Origin of the sequence: Aeribacillus pallidus, from assembly GCF_050478865.1 — a bacterium.
Lineage (GTDB): Bacteria > Bacillota > Bacilli > Bacillales > JACDOC01 > JACDOC01.
Map to the genome: position 1 here is coordinate 1 of NZ_JBCNBW010000044.1, position 20,373 is coordinate 20,373.

Genomic DNA, 20,373 nt, shown 5'->3' on the forward strand with positions numbered 1-20,373 from the left:
AATCGAACATGAACGGATTCCGCCGCGGACACCGAATATGAATGCACATATTGAAGCGTTTCATCGTTTACTAGAGGAGGAATGTCTAGGAAGAGTGGCGTTTGACAGCTATGAAGAAGCTTATCAAGCCGTGATGGAGTACATGAAATTTTATAACGAGCGAAGGATTCATTCGAGTATTCTCGATCTTCCACCGCATGAATTTTACAAAAAAGCGCAAACGGAATCGTTAATCATCAAAGAAGTTCGCGTATAAGGCAAGAGGATTTTGTCTTCTTGCCAAGAAAAAACGAGAAATTTTGAGAATAACCTAAAATAAGATAGGATGTGTCCAAATTTAGGGGGTCAATCCGCTCATTGGTGATTATACCCCAACTGGAGAACTGACAATCGTTGCAGTTCAAGAAACTATAAATATAATAAGCAAATCAATTACAGTATCCGGAAGTAATTCATTAGTATTTCCTTATGTATTTGTACCTTAAGCCTGAGTCCTTATGAATATGGACTCAGGCTTTTTAAATGTGCTTATTTATTCTTGTCTACTTGACAGGGGTCACTTCATTTTTACCACTTTTTCAACGAATTTTATCAGGCCACAATCGGCCTAACTGCTTGTGATATTCGTAATTAAATCTTTTTCCATTCCGTATCAACTTTAACTCCTGCATCTAGTAAAAGATTTAAAACAGGACATCTTCTCTCTACTTCATTCTTCAATTTCTCAATTCTCTCTTCACTTTCTTCTGTTTGTATATTTACGTGGAAACGAACTTTTTGGAAATGGGTAGTAACTCCTTCTTCTCCCATTAGTCCCCGGGTATCAATAATGCCAGTTGTTTCAAAATCAATTCCCGAGAAAGTAAAGTCTAATTCATTAGCAACTAAAGGAATCATTACTCCATTACAACCGTTCAGAGCTGCAGCCACATATTCCAATGGAGTTGGCGCTGTATCAATTCCACCTAATTCTACTGGTTCATCCATAGAAAAATTTGGGAAGTTTCGAATAGAGATATTGGTTTTAACGCCAGACTCCCACTTGCCTTTAGCGGACACTTTAAACAATGTAGAAGCTTGAGCCATTATTCTTTCCTCCTTTAAATTAGTAAACTTATCGAAATTAAGAGAATTATACAAAAATATAAACTGTGTGTAAATAAAAAAAGTATGAAAATTCAGTATGTTTTTAATGTAATGTCCTTTTTTGCTGACATGAAATATGCAAATAGCAAGGATTCATTGCTACTATTATTACCGATAAATGTGAACGCTAGGTGAAAAATACCTGAGTGTTTTTTATATAATAACAACTTTTTACAAGATTTATAGTATAATACATGTATATACAACTAGCGGAGGTTGTTTTTTAAAAAAATATTTCAGAATTATGTGAAAAAATTAAAAAAGAGGTGAAGGCTATGAAACGCACGTGGTGGAAAGAGGCGGTTGTGTACCAAATTTATTGGCGCAGTTTTTACGACACGAATGGTGATGGGTATGGGGATTTGCGTGGAGTGATTGAAAAGCTCGACTATATTAAAACATTAGGCGTGGATGCGATCTGGTTGAATCCGTTTTATGTGTCGCCCGATGCCGATAATGGGTATGACATTGCCGATTATTATTCCATCATGCCGAAAGCCGGGACGATGGAAGATTTCGAAGAGCTTCTTGAAAAAGCACATGGGCTTGGTCTGAAAGTGATCATGGATTTAGTCGTGAATCATACGAGTAACCAGCATCCGTGGTTTTTAGAATCCAAGTCTTCTAAAGACAATCCGAAACGAGATTGGTATATTTGGAGAGATGGAAAAGATGGCAAGCCCCCATCCAATTGGCGCTCGTATTTTACCCCATCGGCATGGGAGTATGACGAAACGACGGGACAATATTATTTCCATTCGTTTGCGGTGGAACAACCGGATTTAAACTGGGCGAACCCAGAAGTGCGAGAGGCGATATACAAAATGATGCGTTTTTGGTTAGATAAAGGAATTGATGGGTTCCGCCTGGATGCGATTGCGATGTTAGGGAAACCAAAGGAGTTTAAAGACGTTGAAAATCCGGAATATATTAGCTACTTAGCGAACAATCCGGGTGTGCACGAATACTTACAAGAAATGAACGAAAAAGTGTTACGTCATTATGACATCATGACCGTCGGTGAAGTCGGTTTCGTTCATCCAGAAGAAGGATTAAAATATGTCGGCGAAGACCGGAACGAACTACACACATTGTTCCATTTTGAAGTATGTGACGAAATGCCGAGCTGGGATCCGCTTCGGTTTAAAGCGATTCAAAAGCGATGGTACGATGGCCTATGGGGAAAAGGGTGGAACTCGCAATTTTTAAACAACCATGATCATACCCGCCAAGTGACTCGTTACGGAAATGACGGTGAATACCGCGTTCAGTCCGCCAAACTATTAGCCACATTAGTACATACGTTACCAGGAACTCCGTACATTTACCAAGGAGAAGAAATCGGCATGACCGGCGTCCGTTTTGATCGAATTGAAGATTACGATGATATCGCAACGCGAAATAAATATAAAGAACTTGTCGAAAACGGAATGGACCCGAAAGAAGCGTTAACCCAAGTCCAGCCATTGTCCCGCGATAATAGCCGTACGCCGATGCAGTGGGATGATTCAAAAAACGCTGGCTTCACCACAGGAAACCCATGGATCAAGGTCAATCCAAATTACAAAGACATCAATGTCAAACAAGCATTAAACGATCCGGACTCCATTTTCTATTATTATCAAAATCTCATTCAGCTTCGGAAACAGCATCCGGTAATGGTCTACGGTGAATACGAGGATCTTAACCCAACCGATCCGCATGTCTTTTGTTATACGAGAAAGTTGGAAGAAGTCACATGGCTCATCTTACTGAACCATTGTGACAATGAAAATACGTATCAGATTCCAGCTCCGTTTGCAGGGAAAACAGCAGAAGTATTGTTAACAAACTATCCGAATGACAAACACCTACATTTGAATCAACTCACGCTTCGTCCGCATGAAGCGATGATTTTAGCCGTGAACCCCGCTTAATAGTGGGGTTTTTTAGTTTAGGGGCGGAAATTAAAATTTTGATTTTTCCCTAAATCGGGGATTTTGCTCATAAAATATGGTTTGTGCTCATAAGATACCGGTTATTGCTCATAAGTTATAGATTTTTTTTCATAAATTAAGGATTTTTTCTCTTAAATTATAGAATTTTGCTCAAAAGATCCGGGTTTTGCTCTTAAATTTGGGTAGTGTTCAAAAGTTACGGTTTTTGCTCATAATTTATGGATTATGCTCATAAGTTATATTTTTTTCCTATAAATTAAGGATTATTTCTCATAAGTTATAAATTTTTTCTCATAAATTTTAGATTTTTCCTCATAAGTGACGGGTTTTGCTCATTAATATGCATTTTGCTCATAAGTTATAGTTTTTTTTTTCATAAATTATGTTTTTTTCTCATAAGATAAAAATTTTTGCTCATAAATTTTGGGTAATACTCAAAACTTTAGGTTTTTGCTCATAAGTTATAGGTTTTTCTCATAAAAATTATGGATTTTTCTCAAAAGTTATAGTTTTTTTCTCATAAATTACAGATTTTTTTCCATAAATTATAGATTTTTTCTCATCAATTATGGATTTTTCCTCATAAATGTCGGATTATTGCTCATAAAATATTGATTTTTCCTCATAAGTGACGGGATTTTTCTCATAAATTATCGGTAATGCTCAATACTTTAGGTTATTGCTCATAAATTATAGCTTTGCTCATTGATTATGAATTTTTTCTCATAAGTAATCGATTCTTTCCCATAAATTAACGATTTTTTCTCACAAATTATAAATTTTTACTCATAATCGAAAAGATTTTACTCTTAAATAACGAAAATTTACTTATAAAATTGAATAGACGATTCCCTCTATTGTGGTACCGCACGTTTTTCAAAAAGGGAAAATCGGCTGGGGTGACCGCTAACTTCGCGAGCGGCTTGACGTGCGTTTCGCAAATCCATTCATCTTTAATTCCACCATGGGTAAACATTTGTTTCGGCATAATATAAATCCAGCCATCATTCCAAAGCTCGCCCTCAAAAGGTTCAACGGAAAAATAGTAAAAACGTTTAATCCCTTTTTTCGTTGGTACCGTCAAACAAGCGTTACGCAATGAACCCGTATATTCACGTCGATTGATGCACGCAAAAAACATCGGCCAAATACCATCAGATGCCGCAAACACCGCTTTTACCGGTTTTCCGTTAAAAAGCAATTGTTCTTTCGGCTCGAAACGTTCAATATTACCGATGTTCGATCCATGTATCAAGACCTGTTTTTGTTCAATTAAATAATGCAAAAACATGTATTTCGGAAAAGGGCTCGTATATGGAATAACATCACCATGACCATGAACGATATACGTTTCATACAATCGCTCAAATTCTTCTATCGTTTCCGTCGGCAATTGCAGCTCATCCACTTCCAGCAATCGAAGCGTCTTGTACATCCACAACTTCCAAAGATTCGGAATTGCCATTAAGTTCCCTCCATAAAAAATGATTTAACATATTTATATGATGGTTTGGCCAAATTTTTCAGAAAAAAAAGGACAATCATCTCAACCGCCTATGGAAATTCAAAAAAATGTTAAATCGTGTTATAATTTTACTTATAAAATTAAGAAAATTCAATCAATAGGAGTGGTTCCTTTGCGCTTCAAATTTTTGCTCCTGCAAAATGTGCTGTTAGCGTTCGGCATCATTTGTATTTATAAATTTATTTCATTAAAGGACTATTATGGATACATTAAAGAATGGAAGGAAAAGAGATTTCCCATCATTGATGGCGATGGGGTAGGGCTAACGTTTCTTGGGGTTTCGTTACATGAAGACGGCTTTCACTGGACGGAGATCATGAGTGTGGCAAATGCATTTTTAGTAGTTGGCATGGTATTCGTTGGATAGCAATCGAATTGCTTGTTTGGAAGGCGCGGACAATGAAAAGCTAATGGTTTCAAACGCCAGACCCATACTGGCGTTTTGATTTTTTCAAATCCGATACAGTTTGATATAATAGGCTAGTTCTTCATTGAACTTTCGGAAGGAGGATCCTGTTGTGGCTGAAATCAAAGCCAGTCAACGTTTACTTCGTTTAAAAGACATCCTGTTTCAGGAAACAGATGAACATCATGAACTGTCGATGAAGGAAATCATTGAAAAACTTCAGCTCGAATTTGGAGACAACATGGCGTTCGACCCTCGTGCTATCAAGAGAGACATTGATGCTTTAAATGAAGAAGGCTTTGAAGTGATGATCAATAAAGGACCACATGGAAAAGCATTGTATAGTCATCAAGACCGATTATTTGAAACGTATCAACTTCGATTAATTGTCGATGCGATATTATCCGCCCGGTTTATTACGGAAAAAGAAAAGAAACTGTTGATTCAAAAGGTCAAAAAGTTAACGAGTAAGCATATCGCCAAATCTTTACCGGACCCTCTTATTTTCCATCAATCCGTCAACATGGATTATAACTTAATTAAACTTAATATCGACCGCATTCATCAAGCTATTTCTGAACATCGGGTCTTGAAGTATCAATACGGGAAGTACAATGTAGAAAAGGAATTTGTTTATAATCGGGATGGTAGCTGGTACGAGGTGGAACCGTACGCGTTAATTTGGCAGCATGATTTCTATTATTTAATCGGAAAATATAAGCCAACGGAGGAGTTTCGCCATTATCGGTTAGACCGGATGCGAAATGTCAAAGTAACCGACGAAACGTTTCGACGGGAACCTATTGATATCAAAAAGTATGTCGATCAAACGTTTCATATGTTTGCTGGAGAAGATCAATGGATTAAAATCCAGTTTCATCACGAATTAATCAATGTTGTTCTTGACCGGTTTGGCTTAGAGGCCGACATCAAAAAAGTCGATGATGAACACTTCCTGCTGACCACAAAAGCGAAAATCAGCTCCGGTCTTATTGGCTGGATTTTAACATGGGGACATAAAGCAAAAGTCCTATCTCCCGACTGGTTAGTGGAAGAAGTAAAAAAAGAAATTACCCTTATGCACAAACAATATAACTAACAATATACGAAAAAATACATAAAATGATTCTCTTCAGGTGTGCCAAATTTGGCATACCTTTTTCATTACAATGAGGATGAAATCAAAAACGGGGAGGAAACATGTAGATGAAAAAAGCATTATTTACATTTATTTTTGCAGCCTTATCTCTTAGCTTGGCTGGTTGTGGGGAAGAAACTAGTACAACGGATGGAGCAAACGAAGCAACTAGTGAAGTATCTGTATCAAAAGGTACCGTTCTTTCAGCGGATGAGTTTGAAAAAATGTTCTCTGATCCGAAAAAATACAAAGGTTCGAAAGTCGATTTTTACGGACGCATCTTTGTCGAACCTGAACGTGACAGCGACGGAACGTATTTACAAGTATTTGCGAATAACAACAGTGAGCGAAATGCGATTATTATGATCGAAGACCCGAATGTAGATGTAGCCATGGACGATATAATTCATGTCACAGGAACGGTAAAAGATGCATTTGAAGGAGAAAACGCCTTTGGCGGTGTGATTACTGCACCTATGATTCTTGCGGACTCTATTGAGAAAACAGATTACCAAACCGCATTCGCCCCAGCCAAACAAACAATCGAACTGAACGCAGAACAAAACCAACACGGCTATAAACTCACGGTTCAAAAAGTCGAACTTGCTGACCAAGAAACTCGCGTGTATGTCCAAGTCGCCAATGAAACCAACAACAAAATTTACTTTTACACATTTGACGCCAAACTCATCGCCAACGGTAAACAACTAGAAGAAGAAATGAACTACGATGCCAACTACCCGGAAGTCCAATCCGAACTACTTCCTGGCGTCACAACAGATGGCATCATCGTCTTCCCGGCTTTAGAAGAGGGAGTCTCCACCTTCCAGCTGTACTTTGAAGGCTCTTCTGACAATTGGGAGATCGACTTTGAGCCGTTTGTGTTTGATGTGGGGATGTAAAATAATGTGGAACGATCAAAATGTCAACTAACCTATGGCAATTATGGTCTGAGGATAACCCAAAGCCCGAGAATAAAGGTGGGGATACGGAGGTGTCCTCACTTAAAAAAATAAGAAATTAATCCCGATTTGCTTGAAAAGATTACGAACATGAAAAAAGAATTAGAAAAGAAAATAAAAAATCGATTTTGGCAACCAGTTGGAAAACTCGATCGTTCTGTGATGAGTCTTGTTTTGCAGATGGCACCTGGTTATCGCGACGCCTTTCAAATTTATTTAATTGTTACACGAGGCCTTGCGCTTCAAGGGAAGCTGTATCAAATGTCTGTTAAAGATGTCGCGACGTTATATGAGTACTGGACGTTTCTGAAATTAGGACAAATATTAGGGAAAAAGTATAAGCTCGTAAGTCAGAAACATCATCAAAGTCAATTGCACTGGTTTATTTGTCAATTTAGAAAAAAACCGCTCCGCGACAAGAGTATATGAGCACCCGCATACGGGCGAGAAAATTACGCTCACCTATCAAAAGTACGAAGGGAAACTGCCGACGATTCCGCAAATTCCCGATACGATGCTGGCGATTGAAAAGAAGGGAAAAGACTACACGTAGAATTATATTTTCGACGCAAAATATCGCCTTGATTTTGCCGTTGAAGGATGTAGTTATCATCCAAATTATCAACTTCCAGGACCGAGGGAAGAAGATATTAACACGATGCATCGCTATCGTGATTCGCTCGTTGTTCGCCACGATGGTCCGTACGAAAGAGCGGCATTTGGTGCCTATGTGTTATTCCCTAGGTACAATGAAGATAGCTATGAATAACATAAGCTATACAAAAGCATTAATGAAGTCAATATTGGCGGACTGCCGTTTTTGCCGAATGCGACTCGATTAGTAGAACGATTAATTGAACGGCTAGTCGAAAAAAGTCCAGAGGAACTGCAAAAGGAAGGAATTCTCCCAAGAGGAGCAATCGAAGAATGGACATCTTCTCTAGATGAAAAAGTCCTTGTCGGAATGGTCCCGCGAGAGCAAAACTACCGCGCCCATCTCCAGCACCGTTTTTATCACATTCCTGTGAAGCGATTAAAAAAAGGTTGGCAAGAAGCAACATATATTGCCCTTTATCCAAAAAAAGGAGCATCACCGGTAAATGGTGTTACTTGCTACGGGAAAATCATGGATGTGAAATTCGTAAAACGATTTGAGATTAACGAATTACCAAAAACTAGTACGGAAGAGTACGTGAAATTTGAAATAGAAAGCTGGCATTTTTTAAAGAACATTGTGAGACCAGTAGGATATGGAATATCGGTCTACACGATGACAAGGTTAAACACATTAAAAGAAGCAAAAGAACTGCCTGAATTATTTATGAAATCAAAAGAGGAAATCACTTTGTGGTGAATGCTTAGGAGACTATCCGATCGAATTCGGTTTGATTTGGATGATCGATACTTAGACAAAGCGTCAAAAATTGAAGCATATCGAATCAAAGACATTGTTATCAAACTAACTAAACATCAGCTGGTGATTACGAAAGGGGACGAAATCAAGAAGTTGCAGGTGGATGATATGCGGAAACAGCCGACGGTGGTGTTTAAAGAAATTTTGCGCTTGATGGGGTAAAACATTTTATATTTTCACATTATTATATGTTACAATGGCCAGTTGTATCTCTAGTTTTCATAAGACAGTGAGGAGAGATTATTATGCGTTTTGACATTCGATTAGATGGCTATATCGTCAACTGTGACAAAGAGCACGATGAATTTTTGGCAGCTTTCACTGAATGGCTCGAATCAAACGGTTGGGGATACGCGGGCATGTCCCTGCCAGTGACGGAGGAAGAGGATATCGAAGCGGAAATTGAGAAAATGCTGACAAATAATCATTATAAAAAGTGGGGAACGTTTTCGTTGCCTGATGATGACGAAGAGGAGGAAGAGAGCGAGTGAGCTCTCTTTTTTTATGGGGGAATAATTAGAGCGCCCTAACTTTAGGACGCTCTAGATCGATTCTTTTATTGAAGTTCCCATTCTTTTATCAGCAAATCTAAAAGAAACTTTTGCCGTCTTTCAAGTACTATTGGTGTCCATTCGTTTTCTTGGATCACTTGGGTTGTCAAAGCAAATGTACTGACTCCATCTTTAGATTGAAAATAGGTAGATTTTTTACGCTCAAAATCAAAGTTTTTGGCACGTGAATTTTTCTTTATTGTGAGTAAAACTAAATTACCTAATTTATGCACATACTGTTCAATGTCTGGGAAATTCTTTGTCCACTCGCTTTCCTTAGGAGGAGTTTGTGGCAGTACATGTTCAATCGTAATGGTATTGTAATCATAATAAGGCTGTCCCTTAGATAACAATGCATCTAAACGTAAAAGTACATACCGTTTAGCAGCATCTTTTAATTTTTTGTATACATCCCCATTCAACGCTTCAATTACTTCTTTCTTTTCATCGTCAGTAAGATTTAACGTACTCGCTTTCGAAAAAGGGTCTTTGCCTTGTTCTAATTCTCGTAAAATAGTCGAATATTTTGATTGTCGCCAGTTAAAATTTTTCCGTAAAATCATATGAACTGCTGCAAATCTTTCAAGACGTTTTAAGAAAGCTGGAATGTTGTTATTATAATGATGCATATAGTACATAGCTACAGGTATCCAGTCTATATTATCAATTCGATTTAGAAATTCTAAAATCTTGACGGTTTCTTCATCATTAACAAACGATGTTTTATAATTTCTTATTTGTATATAAATGTCGCTGTATGGTATCAATATTTCATCGATAAATGTTTTTCCAGACATGTTTTCTAAAATACTATCGTATTCATCTTTAAGGTTTCCTATGCCTTTTCTTTTTTGCAAAATCATACGGATGTGTGAAAATAATTCATTAAACTGCTCTCGGCCCAGCGCACTTTCAATATCTTCCCATTTTTCTGTGTAGATTTCTTGCTCGCTTTCAGGAATTTTACCGATAATTTTAGCTTTTAAAATATCAGTAACCATTAAATCTAGTCCACGGTCGTTTAAAACAGTAAAGATACGAAAAGCAGAGTCAAAATTTGGTGTAGACACAATAACCATATAGCATAGCGTAGCAATGACACTTGGTAACGTTGTTAAAGTAGATTCATCAAGGTCGTTAAAACGCTCTAAATAATATAGCGCGTTATCCCTAATTAATGCTTGACTGTCTGTTTTTACAGGGGTTTGTTTTGTTAGTTTTGTAATTCCATCGCGCTCTTGAATGTATTTTTTAAAAAAGTCATTGTCTTTCTTACGTAAACGAAGACGATATGTATCTTCAATTTTACGAATTCGACTACCGCGCTGAACAATTATTTCGTCAATTTCGTTCGCATATTCTTCTGGTAAATAACTACGCAGGGCAGATAATAAGATAGTTAAAGTCGTTAAACGCTGCTGCCCATCCAATACTTCTGCCTCTGGTTTCTCCCCTTTTACAAGGACAATGCTTCCAAGAAAATAAGGTTCTGGGATTTGCTCAATATTTTTTTCAGTGATTCCATAATGTTCAATGAACTCAAGTAAATCATCCAATAACTCTCCCGCTTGATCGGTAGTCCAAGAGTAAGGTCTTTGAACAGAAGGAATGGTAAATAAAAAATCATCACTAAACACTTTATGTAACGGCATTTCTTGAGCGTTCAGGGTGGTGTGCATCTATTTTCCATCCTCTCTTTCATAAACTTTTAAGAAATTGCTATCTAATTGTTTGAATCAATTAATATTTTTTCTTCAATATATTGTAATATTTTCTTAGCTGTTAATGCGAGAAAAAATCACTAATTGCTTCCATTTATAAAACATATGGAATGGATTGAATCGAACATGTAGCTTTCTTCTTGTCAACAATCGGGAATAATAGTGAGAAGAATTTGAGACTTAAAAAACATTGTCGTATATTGTTGAATGCCTGTTATTGTAAAATAATGTCGAGTATAATGAAAGTATATACTATGTTCGGTAGCGTAAGTAATAGTGGGATTTACATTTGGGAGGTCTAATTAGTGACAACACCATATCAAAGCAAATACTTTGCTTATGAATTAACGAAACAAAATTCATCACATTCGATAGGACGCTTAAGTCAATCACTCATTAATGCTACGGTCGATTTAAACCCACATCAGGTGGAAGCAGCTTTATTCGCCTTTCGTGCTCCATTAGAGAGGGGAGCTATCTTAGCTGATGAAGTAGGATTAGGAAAAACAATTGAAGCGGGACTTATTATTAGTCAATTGTGGGCAGAAAGAAAGCGGAATATTCTTATTATCGTGCCACCTCCACTAAGAAAACAATGGAATCAAGAACTTTGGGAAAAGTTTTATATCCCATCTATTATTCTAGAAAGTAAAAACTTCAACGAGATGGTACGTTCTGGTCATCGGAATCCTTTCTTACTACAAGATCAAATTGTTATCACTTCGTATCAATACGCTCGAAATAAAGCGGATATGCTACAAAAAGTAAATTGGGATTTAATTGTTTTCGACGAAGCACATCGCATGCGAAATGTGTATAAAAAATCGAATAAAATTGGGCGTACATTACGAGCAGCAACAGCTGGTTATCCAAAAATCTTATTAACAGCAACACCATTACAAAACTCTTTGATGGAATTATACGGACTTATTAGCTTTATCGACCCTCATATTTTTGGAGATGAAACAACGTTTAGACGTCAATTTGCTCGTGGCACAAAAGAAATGTCGGAAATGGATTTTATAGATTTAAAGCAACGTATTAAGCCTGTTTGCCATCGTACTTTAAGACGGCAAGTTACCGAGTATGTGAATTATACACAGCGTATTCCAATTACTCAGGAGTTTATGCCAACGAATGCGGAATGGGAATTATACGAAAAAGTATCTGCATACTTACAGAGAGAACAACTCTTTGCTTTACCGACAAGCCAACGGGCATTAATGACGTTAGTTGTCCGTAAATTGTTAGCATCTTCTTCCTTTGCTATTTCTGATACCTTGCTTTCTCTAATTAAACGACTTGAGCAGTTACTAGTGGAACTAGAGCGTGGAAAAACAGAAATAGCCGTAGATCATTCGAACGTTTATGCAGATGTTGATGAATTTGACGATACAATGGAAGAGTGGGGAGAAGAAGAACAGTCATCATACATAGATGAATTATCGCTAGATGAAATGAAACGCCTTATTCAAGAAGAAAAACAAGAATTGGAAGAATATTACTTACTAGCTAAATCGATTAAAGAAAATTCAAAAGCGGAAGCATTGCTAATTGCGCTTGAAAAAGGATTTGAAAAATTAAGAATGCTAGGCGCAAACGAAAAGGCGGTGATTTTTACAGAATCACGACGAACGCAGCTTTATTTGCGTGAATTTCTTGAACGCAACGGCTACGCTGGCAAGATTGTGTTATTTAATGGGGAAAACGAAGATGAACAGGCGAAGCAAATTTATGAACAATGGCTAGAAAAACATCAGTACGATGATAAAATTACCGGCTCGAAAACTGCGGATATGCGTGCGGCCCTCGTCGAATATTTTAAAGAACAAGCGTCGATTATGATTGCGACAGAATCGGCATCAGAAGGGATTAACTTGCAATTTTGTAGCTTAGTCGTTAACTATGATTTACCTTGGAATCCACAGCGAATTGAACAGCGTATTGGACGTTGTCACCGTTACGGTCAAAAGCACGATGTCGTTGTCATCAACTTTTTAAACCGTAAAAATGAAGCCGATAAAAAAGTGTATGAAATTCTCTCTGAAAAATTCCGCTTGTTTGAAGGAGTGTTTGGTTCTTCAGATGAGGTACTAGGGTCGTTAGAGTCTGGTGTAGATTTTGAAAAACGAATTCAACAAATCTATCAAACTTGTCGCACTGCGAAAGAAATTGAACAAGCATTTATAAATTTACAAGCGGAGCTAGATGAGCAAATACAATTAAAAATGAAAGAAACGCGTATGCATTTATTGGAGAATTTTGATGATGAGGTCAGAGAGAAGTTACGAGACCATTATCATCAAACAAGCTTACATCTCAATCGTATGGAACGTTACCTTTGGAATTTATCGAAATATGAAGGTGCGAGGGAAGCAACGTTTGATGATGAAACATTGAGTTTTGTCAAAGATCATGAAACATATCAAATGATTTCGCAAGTGAAAAAGCAAGACAGACCAAACGTTCATCACTATCGTTTTTCTCATCCGCTTGCGCAAAAATGGATTGAGCAAGCAAAGAAGAGAAAACTCATACCAAAAGAAATTACGTTCCGTTATTCTGATTATGAAGGGAAAGTTAGTATATTAGAGCGATTGATAGGGAAAGAAGGGTGGCTATCTTTAGAATTGCTTCATGTAGAATCGCTAGAAAATGAACAGCACCTTGTTTTTTCAGCGATTGATTTAGAAGGAGACCAACTCGATCAAGAAATGTGCGAAAAAATGTTTGAACTACCTGCCGTTGAAGGGGAAGCGATTGAGCTTTCCGAGTCGATTTGCAATACGCTTCGTCGAATTAGTGAAGGACAACAAGAAGCAATCTTAAATGAAATTATGGAAAGGGCATCTGCTTATCTTGATTCAGAGTTAGAAAAGCTGGAAAAATGGTCACAAGACTTGAAAAATAAGCTCGAAAAAGATATAGATGAAATGACAGTTGAAATTGAACATATAAAAAGAGAGGCAAAACTTACGCGCAATCTAGCAGAAAAGCTTGAAATGAATAAGCAAATTAAGGAACTTGAAAAGAAGCGAAACGAGATGCGGCGAAATCTCTATGATCAGCAAGATGAAATTGATGAACAAAAAGATCGATTGTTCGAGGAAGTAGAGAAACGACTAGAACAGCGCACCTCAACAGAACATCTTTTTACGATAAAATGGAGAATCGTGTAACAATAGGAGGGAGTACATTGGCTCAAAAACAAAAACTAGAACTAACGTGGATTGGCAAAGACGAACAACCCAAACTCGAACCGCGCATTCTTCTTGAAGACCCAGAACTTTCTTATCACGCCAAGGAACGAGTGACGGAAAATGATATTTTTGATAACCGGCTTATTTTCGGCGATAACCTATTAGCATTGAAGGCGTTGGAGCAGGAGTTTGCTGGGAGAATAAAATGTATTTTTATCGATCCTCCATATAATACAGGAAATGCATTTGAACACTATGATGATGGTTTAGAGCACTCTATTTGGTTAAATATGATGAAGAGTAGACTTGAAATATTAAAAAATTTGTTGTCCGATGATGGTTCTATTTGGATAGCTATTGATGATACAGAGCTACATTATTTAAAAGTAATGTGTGACGAAATTTTCGGCAGAAGCAACTTTTTAGCAAATATTATTTGGCAACATAGCGTACAGTCTAAAAATGACGCAAAGTTTTTTTCTTTACATCATAACTCAATTCTCGTATATAGAAAATCAGAAAAATTCGTATTAAATCGTCTACCTAGAACGGAGGAACATAATACGGCTTATAGAAATCCTGATAACGATCCAAAAGGTCCTTGGAGAAGCGGGGATGTAAGGAGTCCGAACTATCGTGAAAATTTAAGGTACAAAGTTGTAACTCCAAGCGGTAATGTAATTGAACCACCAGAAAACGGTTGGAGATGGAATGAAGAAACATTCTGGAAAAAGGTGGAGTCTGGCGAAATTATTTTTGTTGATAACGAAACAAGAGTTCTAAGAAAAATATATCTATTTGAGCAAAAAGGAAGGGTTCCTGAAACTATATGGTTTGGCAATGAGGTGGGTACTACAAGAGAAGCTACAAATGAAGTTGCTAGGCTTGTACCAAATGAAGAGAAATTTGCTACTCCTAAGCCAGAAAGATTAATTCAGCGAATAATTGAACTTGCAACAAACGAAGCAGATTGGGTTCTTGATTCTTTTGCCGGCTCAGGTACAACTGGGGCGGTGGCGCATAAAATGGGGCGTCGTTGGATTATGATAGAACTTGGTGAGCATTGCCATACGCATATTATTCCTCGAATGAAGAAAGTGATCGACGGGACGGATCAAGGCGGAATTAGTAAAGCGGTGAATTGGAAAGGTGGGGGCGGTTTTCGCTATTACAAGTTAGCGCCAAGTTTATTAAAGAAAGATAAATTTGGCAATTGGATTATCAATCCGGAATATAATGCCGAAATGTTAGCGGAAGCGATGTGCAAACATGAAGGATTTACGTACAATCCTGATCCAGAAGTGTTTTGGAAACAAGGTCAATCGACGGAGAACGATTTTATTTATACAACAACACAGCTTGTCACCCAGCAAATGGTGGAAGGTATCGTAGAGCAAATGAAAGAAAATGAAACATTGCTCATTTGTTGTAAGGCGTTTAATGTCAACGTTGATGACTTTCCACAAGTGACAATTAAAAAAATTCCGCAAGCGATTTTAAACAAATGTGAATTTGGTCGCGATGATTACAGTTTAAAAATTAATGAATTGCCAATGAAAGAAAAAGAACCGGAACAATTAGAGCTATTTTAGGGGGAAGAGAGATGAATCGTATCGTTAGTGCTATTTCATCCCGGCTTAGCCTTCGAAAACCGCAAAAAGAGTCGCTTGAAATTCTTGCCGAAGTGATTGAACACTTCGGCTTAAATAAAAACAATGATCCCCAATCTTTGAAGGAAAAGTTAGAGGCTGTTAATGGGTTATTCCCGTCAGTGACCGATTTTGAACGCGAATTTCCTTCGCTCTGTTTTGCGTTGGCAACGGGTGTCGGAAAAACACGTTTAATGGGAGCGTTTATCGCTTACTTACATATTGCAAAAGGAATTCGTAATTTCTTTGTTTTAGCACCTAACTTAACAATTTATGAAAAATTAATCCAAGATTTTACGCCAAATACACCGAAATATGTGTTTAAGGGGCTTTCCGAGTTTGCTAATAAACAACCGAACATTATTACAGGGGATAACTATGATCAGCAAGCCATCTTTTTAGCTGATCCGGTAGCTATAAACATTAACATCTTCAACATATCTAAGATTAATAGCGAAGTTAGAGGAGGAAAATCGCCAAGAATTAAACGGTTAAGTGAATATTTAGGGGAAAGTTACTTCGATTATTTGAAATCCCTTCCTGATCTCGTTTTATTAATGGATGAAGCGCATCGTTATCGAGCATCAGCTGGGGTCAAAGCAATTAACGAATTAAACCCGATTCTCGGTTTAGAATTAACAGCTACACCGCAAGTGGAAAGCGGAAATAAGACGATTCCTTTTAAAAATGTGATTTATAGCTATCCTTTGTATAAAGCAATGGAGGATGGTTATGTGAAAGAGCCGGCTGTCGCTACAAGAGAAAACTTTAATCCTGCGAAGTTTAATGAACGTGAACGTGAATTAGAACGCTTAAAACTGGAAGATGGTATTCGCGTCCATGAAGAAACAAAATTGGAATTAGAGTTATACGCGCGGGAAAATAATGTAAAATTAGTGAAACCATTTATTCTTGTCGTTGCCCAAGATACGAATCACGCTGAAGAGCTCATGAATATGATTGAAAGTGACGACTTTTTTGAAGGGCGTTATAAGGGAAAAGTTATTACCGTTCATTCCAATCAACGCGGTGAAGAAAAGGATGAAACAATTAAAGAATTGCTTGCGCTTGAAGATCCAAATTCCAAAGTTGAAATTGTCATTCACGTGAACATGTTAAAAGAGGGATGGGACGTAACGAATTTGTATACGATTATTCCACTTCGTGCCGCCAACTCAAAGACGTTAGTGGAACAGTCCATTGGTCGCGGTCTCCGTCTTCCATATGGAAAGCGTACAGGTGTACCGGCAGTCGATCGTTTAACGATTATTGCACATGATAAATTCCAAGAAATTATTGATGAGGCGAATAATCCTAATTCCATTATTCGTCGCGGGGTTGTCATTGGTCGTGATGTTGCGCAGACAGAAAAGAAATTAATCACAATCGAGTCGAACGTAGAAGCATCATTAATCGATGAGTTAGTGGGAATGAAGGAATCCATCACTCCTGAAGAGGAAAAGAAACTAGAAATCAAGAGAAATATTGCGGAAACAGTAGTGAGAGCAATTTCAAAGCAACAAACGTTATATAGTTCTAAACAATTAAAAGATCCTGCCGTTCAACAACAAATTATTAATGAAGTTAGTGAAACTTATACGGTATCTCAGTTGTCTTTATTTGAAGAAGAGCCTCAAAAAATGGTTGAAGAAATGGTTGCAAAAGCAGTCGAGTTACTTCCTGATTTGTCTATTGAAATTCCGCGAATTATTTTGCAACCGACCGGAGAAATTTCATGGGGCTACCACGATTTTGATTTAGATTGTAGCTTGATTCCGAAACTCCAACCAGTTGCTGAAAATATTTTGATTGAGCATTTGCGTACTCATCAAAGGGAAGTATTGCAAATTAAAAAAGATATCAATACAACAGAAGAACGCTTAGAAGATTATCTTGTCTTTCATCTAATGGATTATCCAGCTGTTTCCTATGAAGATCATGCTGAATTGTTGTATAAGCTATCGGAGCAATTGATTACGTATCTTCGCAGTTATTTAAAAACAGAAGATGACGTAAAAAATGTAGTTGTTTACAATCAAAAACGTTTAGCACAATTGATTTATGCGCAGATGAAAGAGCATTATTACGAAGAGCCAACGAATTATGAGGCAATCGTTCGAGTTGGTTTTGATACATTAAAAAACAGCAGCGTAGCCGTCGATGTTAATGAGGAAGTACGTGATTTCCGACAGCCAGTAGCAAATAAATCAGCGATTCGCAGTATGTGTTTTGGTGGCTTTAAGAAATGTTTGTACCGAACGCAAAAATTTGAATCCGACGCTGAACGAAAATTTGCGGTAATTTGTGAAAGCGATCCGTCCGTTTTAAAATGGCTGAAACCAACGCAAAATCATATCAAAATTTACTATAATCAAACACAAGCATACATCCCAGATTTCATTGTTGAAACAGATGAAAAAATGTATTTATGCGAAATAAAAGCAACTAATAAAATCGAAGAAGACCGAGAAGTTGCTCTGAAAGCGCAAGCTGCAATCACATGGTGTCAACACGCTTCCAAGCACGCCCTCGAAAACGGTGGAAAAGAATGGGTATACTTATTAATTCCACATGATGATGTAGATTCGAACAAGACGATTAAGGGATTAGAGGCGGTGTATAGGAAGAATTAGTGGATTTTAAAGAATGACAAATGAGAAGATCGCTTTTACGCAGCTTGTCGACTTTGTCGACAGGATGAACAGAAGCTGCTTTAGCTTCTGTTTTTTGTTTTTTACGACAGAATTCGACAATATTTTTTACGACAATTCGATATTATTTGAATGTAGCAAGAGATATTGTGAATATTCAGTTATTTATCGCTAATTTACTATATAAGTCGTAATAAAGAACTTCAAAACTTTTTATTTCTACAGTCATATCTTAATGTACCGTGGTCGAATGGGTTGTTGCAAAACAAAAATTCAAATTATTATAGTAGTTTTTAGGTTACTCTATTAAAGAATAGCGGGGGATAGAATATAAAATGATTGAGTATTCGTTAATAGAGGAAAGAATAGGTGCCTTTAAAAGGGATCTTTTTGAGTTAGAAGAAGAAGAGATTATTCAAAAATGTTTCCAACACAACATGGACCCAGTTTGTATATCAAATGATACATATTTTTTGCTAAAAAGTAAAATATCTAAACATTTTGGCTTACATCCTACAGATGTATTCATGGTTGGTTCAGGTAAATTGGGATTTACAATTAAACCAAATGAACAATTCAGGCAATTTGGAGATAGTTCTGATATAGATATAGCAATTGTTTCAGAAGAATTATTCGAACGTTTTTGGAAGGCAGTATATTTATATAAAAATGAGGTTAAGTATTGGCCGAAAGAGGAAAGGTTTAAGAATTATCTTTTATCTGGATGGATTCGGCCAGACCTTTTACCTCCTGCTAAACGTTTTTCAGAAGCACAAGAATGGTGGGATTTTTTTAGAAATTTAACTGCATCAGGAGAGTTTGGTCCTTATAAAATAAGTGCTGGACTTTATTACTCAAGATTCTTTTTTGAGTCATACCAGAAAAAGTGTATAACTTTATGTAAAGAAATTATCTATAGGGAGAGTGGGTTTCTTGAAGACGTCAGCAACAAATAGAAAAATAAGGGTCTTATTACACGCTATAGATTCTGGAACTTTAATTCCTAGACCGGATTTCCAAAGAAGATTAGTATGGACAAATAAACATAAGAATGCGTTTATTAAAACTGTATTAGAGGGTCTACCTTTTCCAGAAATATATGTTGCAGCAGGAGATGTTGATGAAGAAACCGCAGAAGGTATTGAATTGTTAGTGGATGGACAACAAAGAATAACTACTTTACAACAATATTTCAAGGGATCGGATGAGTTGGTACTTGAAAAAGGTATTCCAGCTTATAAAGATTTGTCTAAAGAAGATAAATTAAAATTTTTGGAATATGAAGTTGTTGTGAGGGATTTAGGTGCAATATCTATCGACAAAATTAAAGAAGTATTTCAAAGAATCAATTCTACTAGTTACTCTTTAAATGCAATGGAAATTAATAATGCCAGATATGACGGTGAATTAAAGCAGATTTCATTGACACTCTCCGAAAAAAATTTTTTTGAAAAATATAATGTATTTAGTGCAAATGATATCAGAAGGATGAATGATATAAAGTTTTGTTTGACAATTTTTATTACAATTCTTTCTACATATTTTAATCGTGATAACTTGTTTGAAGAGTTTTTAGAGAAGTACAATGATGTCTTTCCTGAAAAGGAAATAGTATTTAATCAGATTGTTGAGGTGTTAGACTTTATTGAGTTGCTTGAATTTGATAAAAATTCCCGTGTCTTCAAAAAGTCTGATTTATTTACGCTGATTGTAGAAATTCATAGGATTTTATTCAAAGATAAAAAGCAGCTATCCGTCAAAAAGACTAGGGAAGTTTTAGATGATTTCTATACTTCAATTGATAAATTAAAGGATTCAGCCGATCCTAATACAGATTTCTATAAATATTATAATGCTACTTTACAGGGAACAAATAATCGTAGTAGTAGAATATTAAGGGGTAGTATAATCAGGAAATACTTAATGCAATGTATAGAATGAAACATTGGAGAAAATGAAGAGAGTGAAATATACTTAGGATAAAATAAAGTTAAGTTGTGAGTGCTAGAAGAAGTCTTTCTTGCAGTTTAGCCGTGTATTACACGCAAAAACTTTATTATCACACAAGTGCTC

Annotated in this window: 17 protein-coding genes and 1 pseudogene; 15 read left to right on the top strand and 3 right to left on the bottom strand. The window is 36.7% G+C overall.

The features are described from left to right. The coding region (locus ABES52_RS10625; RefSeq protein WP_429651138.1) for an integrase core domain-containing protein at positions 1-256 on the top strand (256 nt) is incomplete at its 5' end. Positions 257-630: 374 nt separating this feature from the next. On the opposite strand, the gene ABES52_RS10630 is transcribed toward ABES52_RS10625, so the two are convergent. Beyond that, positions 631-1,086 carry an OsmC family protein gene (locus tag ABES52_RS10630; RefSeq protein WP_429651139.1) on the bottom strand — a complete coding sequence of 152 codons (456 nt, stop codon included), beginning with the start codon at positions 1,084-1,086 and terminating at the stop codon, positions 631-633. A gap of 335 nt (positions 1,087-1,421) precedes the next feature. Between ABES52_RS10630 and ABES52_RS10635 the strand changes: the two genes are divergently transcribed. Next, positions 1,422-3,062, top strand: a complete 1,641-nt coding sequence (locus ABES52_RS10635) for an alpha-glucosidase (protein WP_429651140.1) — start codon at positions 1,422-1,424, stop codon at positions 3,060-3,062. 793 nt (positions 3,063-3,855) lie between these two features. Here ABES52_RS10635 and ABES52_RS10640 read toward each other — a convergent pair. After that, a complete protein-coding gene (locus ABES52_RS10640; RefSeq protein WP_429651141.1) occupies positions 3,856-4,548 on the bottom strand; it encodes a hypothetical protein in 693 nt (230 codons plus the stop codon). Between the two features lie 172 nt (positions 4,549-4,720). Between ABES52_RS10640 and ABES52_RS10645 the strand changes: the two genes are divergently transcribed. The 8 genes and pseudogenes from ABES52_RS10645 to ABES52_RS10680 all read left to right on the top strand — a co-directional run bounded on the left by ABES52_RS10645 (position 4,721) and on the right by ABES52_RS10680 (position 9,019). After that, the gene (locus tag ABES52_RS10645) at positions 4,721-4,975 is read left to right on the top strand and encodes a hypothetical protein (protein ID WP_429651142.1); all 255 of its coding nucleotides are present in this window, start codon (positions 4,721-4,723) and stop codon (positions 4,973-4,975) included. Positions 4,976-5,126: 151 nt separating this feature from the next. Further along, positions 5,127-6,113: a helix-turn-helix transcriptional regulator gene (locus ABES52_RS10650; protein ID WP_429651143.1), complete on the top strand. Its 987-nt coding sequence runs from the start codon at positions 5,127-5,129 to the stop codon at positions 6,111-6,113. 107 nt (positions 6,114-6,220) lie between these two features. Then, entirely contained in the window at positions 6,221-7,054 is an 834-nt protein-coding gene (locus ABES52_RS10655) for a DUF4352 domain-containing protein (RefSeq protein WP_429651144.1), read from the top strand. Between the two features lie 150 nt (positions 7,055-7,204). Next, entirely contained in the window at positions 7,205-7,543 is a 339-nt protein-coding gene (locus ABES52_RS10660) for a DUF2357 domain-containing protein (protein WP_429651145.1), read from the top strand. Beyond that, positions 7,476-7,883 (top strand): annotated as a pseudogene (locus ABES52_RS10665) (nuclease domain-containing protein). The gene ABES52_RS10660 and the pseudogene ABES52_RS10665 overlap by 68 nt, the downstream one beginning before the upstream one ends. A 51-nt stretch (positions 7,884-7,934) precedes the next feature. Then, positions 7,935-8,468, top strand: coding sequence for a DUF8743 domain-containing protein (locus ABES52_RS10670; RefSeq protein WP_429651146.1), 534 nt, complete (start codon positions 7,935-7,937; stop codon positions 8,466-8,468). After that, the gene (locus tag ABES52_RS10675; RefSeq protein WP_429651147.1) at positions 8,469-8,690 is read left to right on the top strand and encodes a hypothetical protein; all 222 of its coding nucleotides are present in this window, start codon (positions 8,469-8,471) and stop codon (positions 8,688-8,690) included. 83 nt (positions 8,691-8,773) lie between these two features. Next, positions 8,774-9,019 (top strand): hypothetical protein, encoded by a 246-nt coding sequence (locus ABES52_RS10680; RefSeq protein ID WP_429651148.1) that lies wholly within the window; start codon positions 8,774-8,776, stop codon positions 9,017-9,019. Between the two features lie 65 nt (positions 9,020-9,084). Here the strand turns inward: ABES52_RS10680 and ABES52_RS10685 are convergent, their stop codons facing one another. Beyond that, the gene (locus tag ABES52_RS10685) at positions 9,085-10,758 is read right to left on the bottom strand and encodes a DUF262 domain-containing protein (protein ID WP_429651149.1); all 1,674 of its coding nucleotides are present in this window, start codon (positions 10,756-10,758) and stop codon (positions 9,085-9,087) included. Positions 10,759-11,105: 347 nt separating this feature from the next. On the opposite strand from ABES52_RS10685, the gene ABES52_RS10690 reads away from it, so the two are divergent. The 5 genes from ABES52_RS10690 to ABES52_RS10710 all read left to right on the top strand — a co-directional run bounded on the left by ABES52_RS10690 (position 11,106) and on the right by ABES52_RS10710 (position 20,241). Beyond that, positions 11,106-13,979: an SNF2-related protein gene (locus ABES52_RS10690; RefSeq protein WP_429651150.1), complete on the top strand. Its 2,874-nt coding sequence runs from the start codon at positions 11,106-11,108 to the stop codon at positions 13,977-13,979. Continuing rightward, the gene (locus ABES52_RS10695) at positions 13,964-15,592 is read left to right on the top strand and encodes a site-specific DNA-methyltransferase (RefSeq protein ID WP_429651151.1); all 1,629 of its coding nucleotides are present in this window, start codon (positions 13,964-13,966) and stop codon (positions 15,590-15,592) included. Before ABES52_RS10690 ends, ABES52_RS10695 begins: the two co-directional genes overlap by 16 nt. 11 nt (positions 15,593-15,603) lie before the next feature. Continuing rightward, entirely contained in the window at positions 15,604-18,282 is a 2,679-nt protein-coding gene (locus ABES52_RS10700; RefSeq protein ID WP_429651152.1) for a DEAD/DEAH box helicase, read from the top strand. A gap of 353 nt (positions 18,283-18,635) precedes the next feature. Continuing rightward, positions 18,636-19,256 (top strand): hypothetical protein, encoded by a 621-nt coding sequence (locus ABES52_RS10705; RefSeq protein ID WP_429651153.1) that lies wholly within the window; start codon positions 18,636-18,638, stop codon positions 19,254-19,256. Further along, complete coding sequence (locus tag ABES52_RS10710; protein ID WP_429651154.1) at positions 19,234-20,241, top strand: DUF262 domain-containing protein; 1,008 nt, start codon at positions 19,234-19,236, stop codon at positions 20,239-20,241. The genes ABES52_RS10705 and ABES52_RS10710 overlap by 23 nt, the downstream gene beginning before the upstream one ends. Positions 20,242-20,373: the final 132 nt, after the last annotated feature.

Bases quoted from the DNA above. Each gene is read 5' to 3' on its own strand.
- ABES52_RS10630 (WP_429651139.1), bottom strand. From the start codon at position 1,086: ATGGCTCAAGCTTCTACATTGTTTAAAGTGTCCGCTAAAGGCAAGTGG.
- ABES52_RS10635 (WP_429651140.1), top strand. From the start codon at position 1,422: ATGAAACGCACGTGGTGGAAAGAGGCGGTTGTGTACCAAATTTATTGG.
- ABES52_RS10640 (WP_429651141.1), bottom strand. From the start codon at position 4,548: ATGGCAATTCCGAATCTTTGGAAGTTGTGGATGTACAAGACGCTTCGA.
- ABES52_RS10655 (WP_429651144.1), top strand. From the start codon at position 6,221: ATGAAAAAAGCATTATTTACATTTATTTTTGCAGCCTTATCTCTTAGC.
- ABES52_RS10660 (WP_429651145.1), top strand. From the start codon at position 7,205: ATGAAAAAAGAATTAGAAAAGAAAATAAAAAATCGATTTTGGCAACCA.
- ABES52_RS10675 (WP_429651147.1), top strand. From the start codon at position 8,469: ATGCTTAGGAGACTATCCGATCGAATTCGGTTTGATTTGGATGATCGA.
- ABES52_RS10680 (WP_429651148.1), top strand. From the start codon at position 8,774: ATGCGTTTTGACATTCGATTAGATGGCTATATCGTCAACTGTGACAAA.
- ABES52_RS10685 (WP_429651149.1), bottom strand. From the start codon at position 10,758: ATGCACACCACCCTGAACGCTCAAGAAATGCCGTTACATAAAGTGTTT.
- ABES52_RS10695 (WP_429651151.1), top strand. From the start codon at position 13,964: ATGGAGAATCGTGTAACAATAGGAGGGAGTACATTGGCTCAAAAACAA.
- ABES52_RS10700 (WP_429651152.1), top strand. From the start codon at position 15,604: ATGAATCGTATCGTTAGTGCTATTTCATCCCGGCTTAGCCTTCGAAAA.
- ABES52_RS10705 (WP_429651153.1), top strand. From the start codon at position 18,636: ATGATTGAGTATTCGTTAATAGAGGAAAGAATAGGTGCCTTTAAAAGG.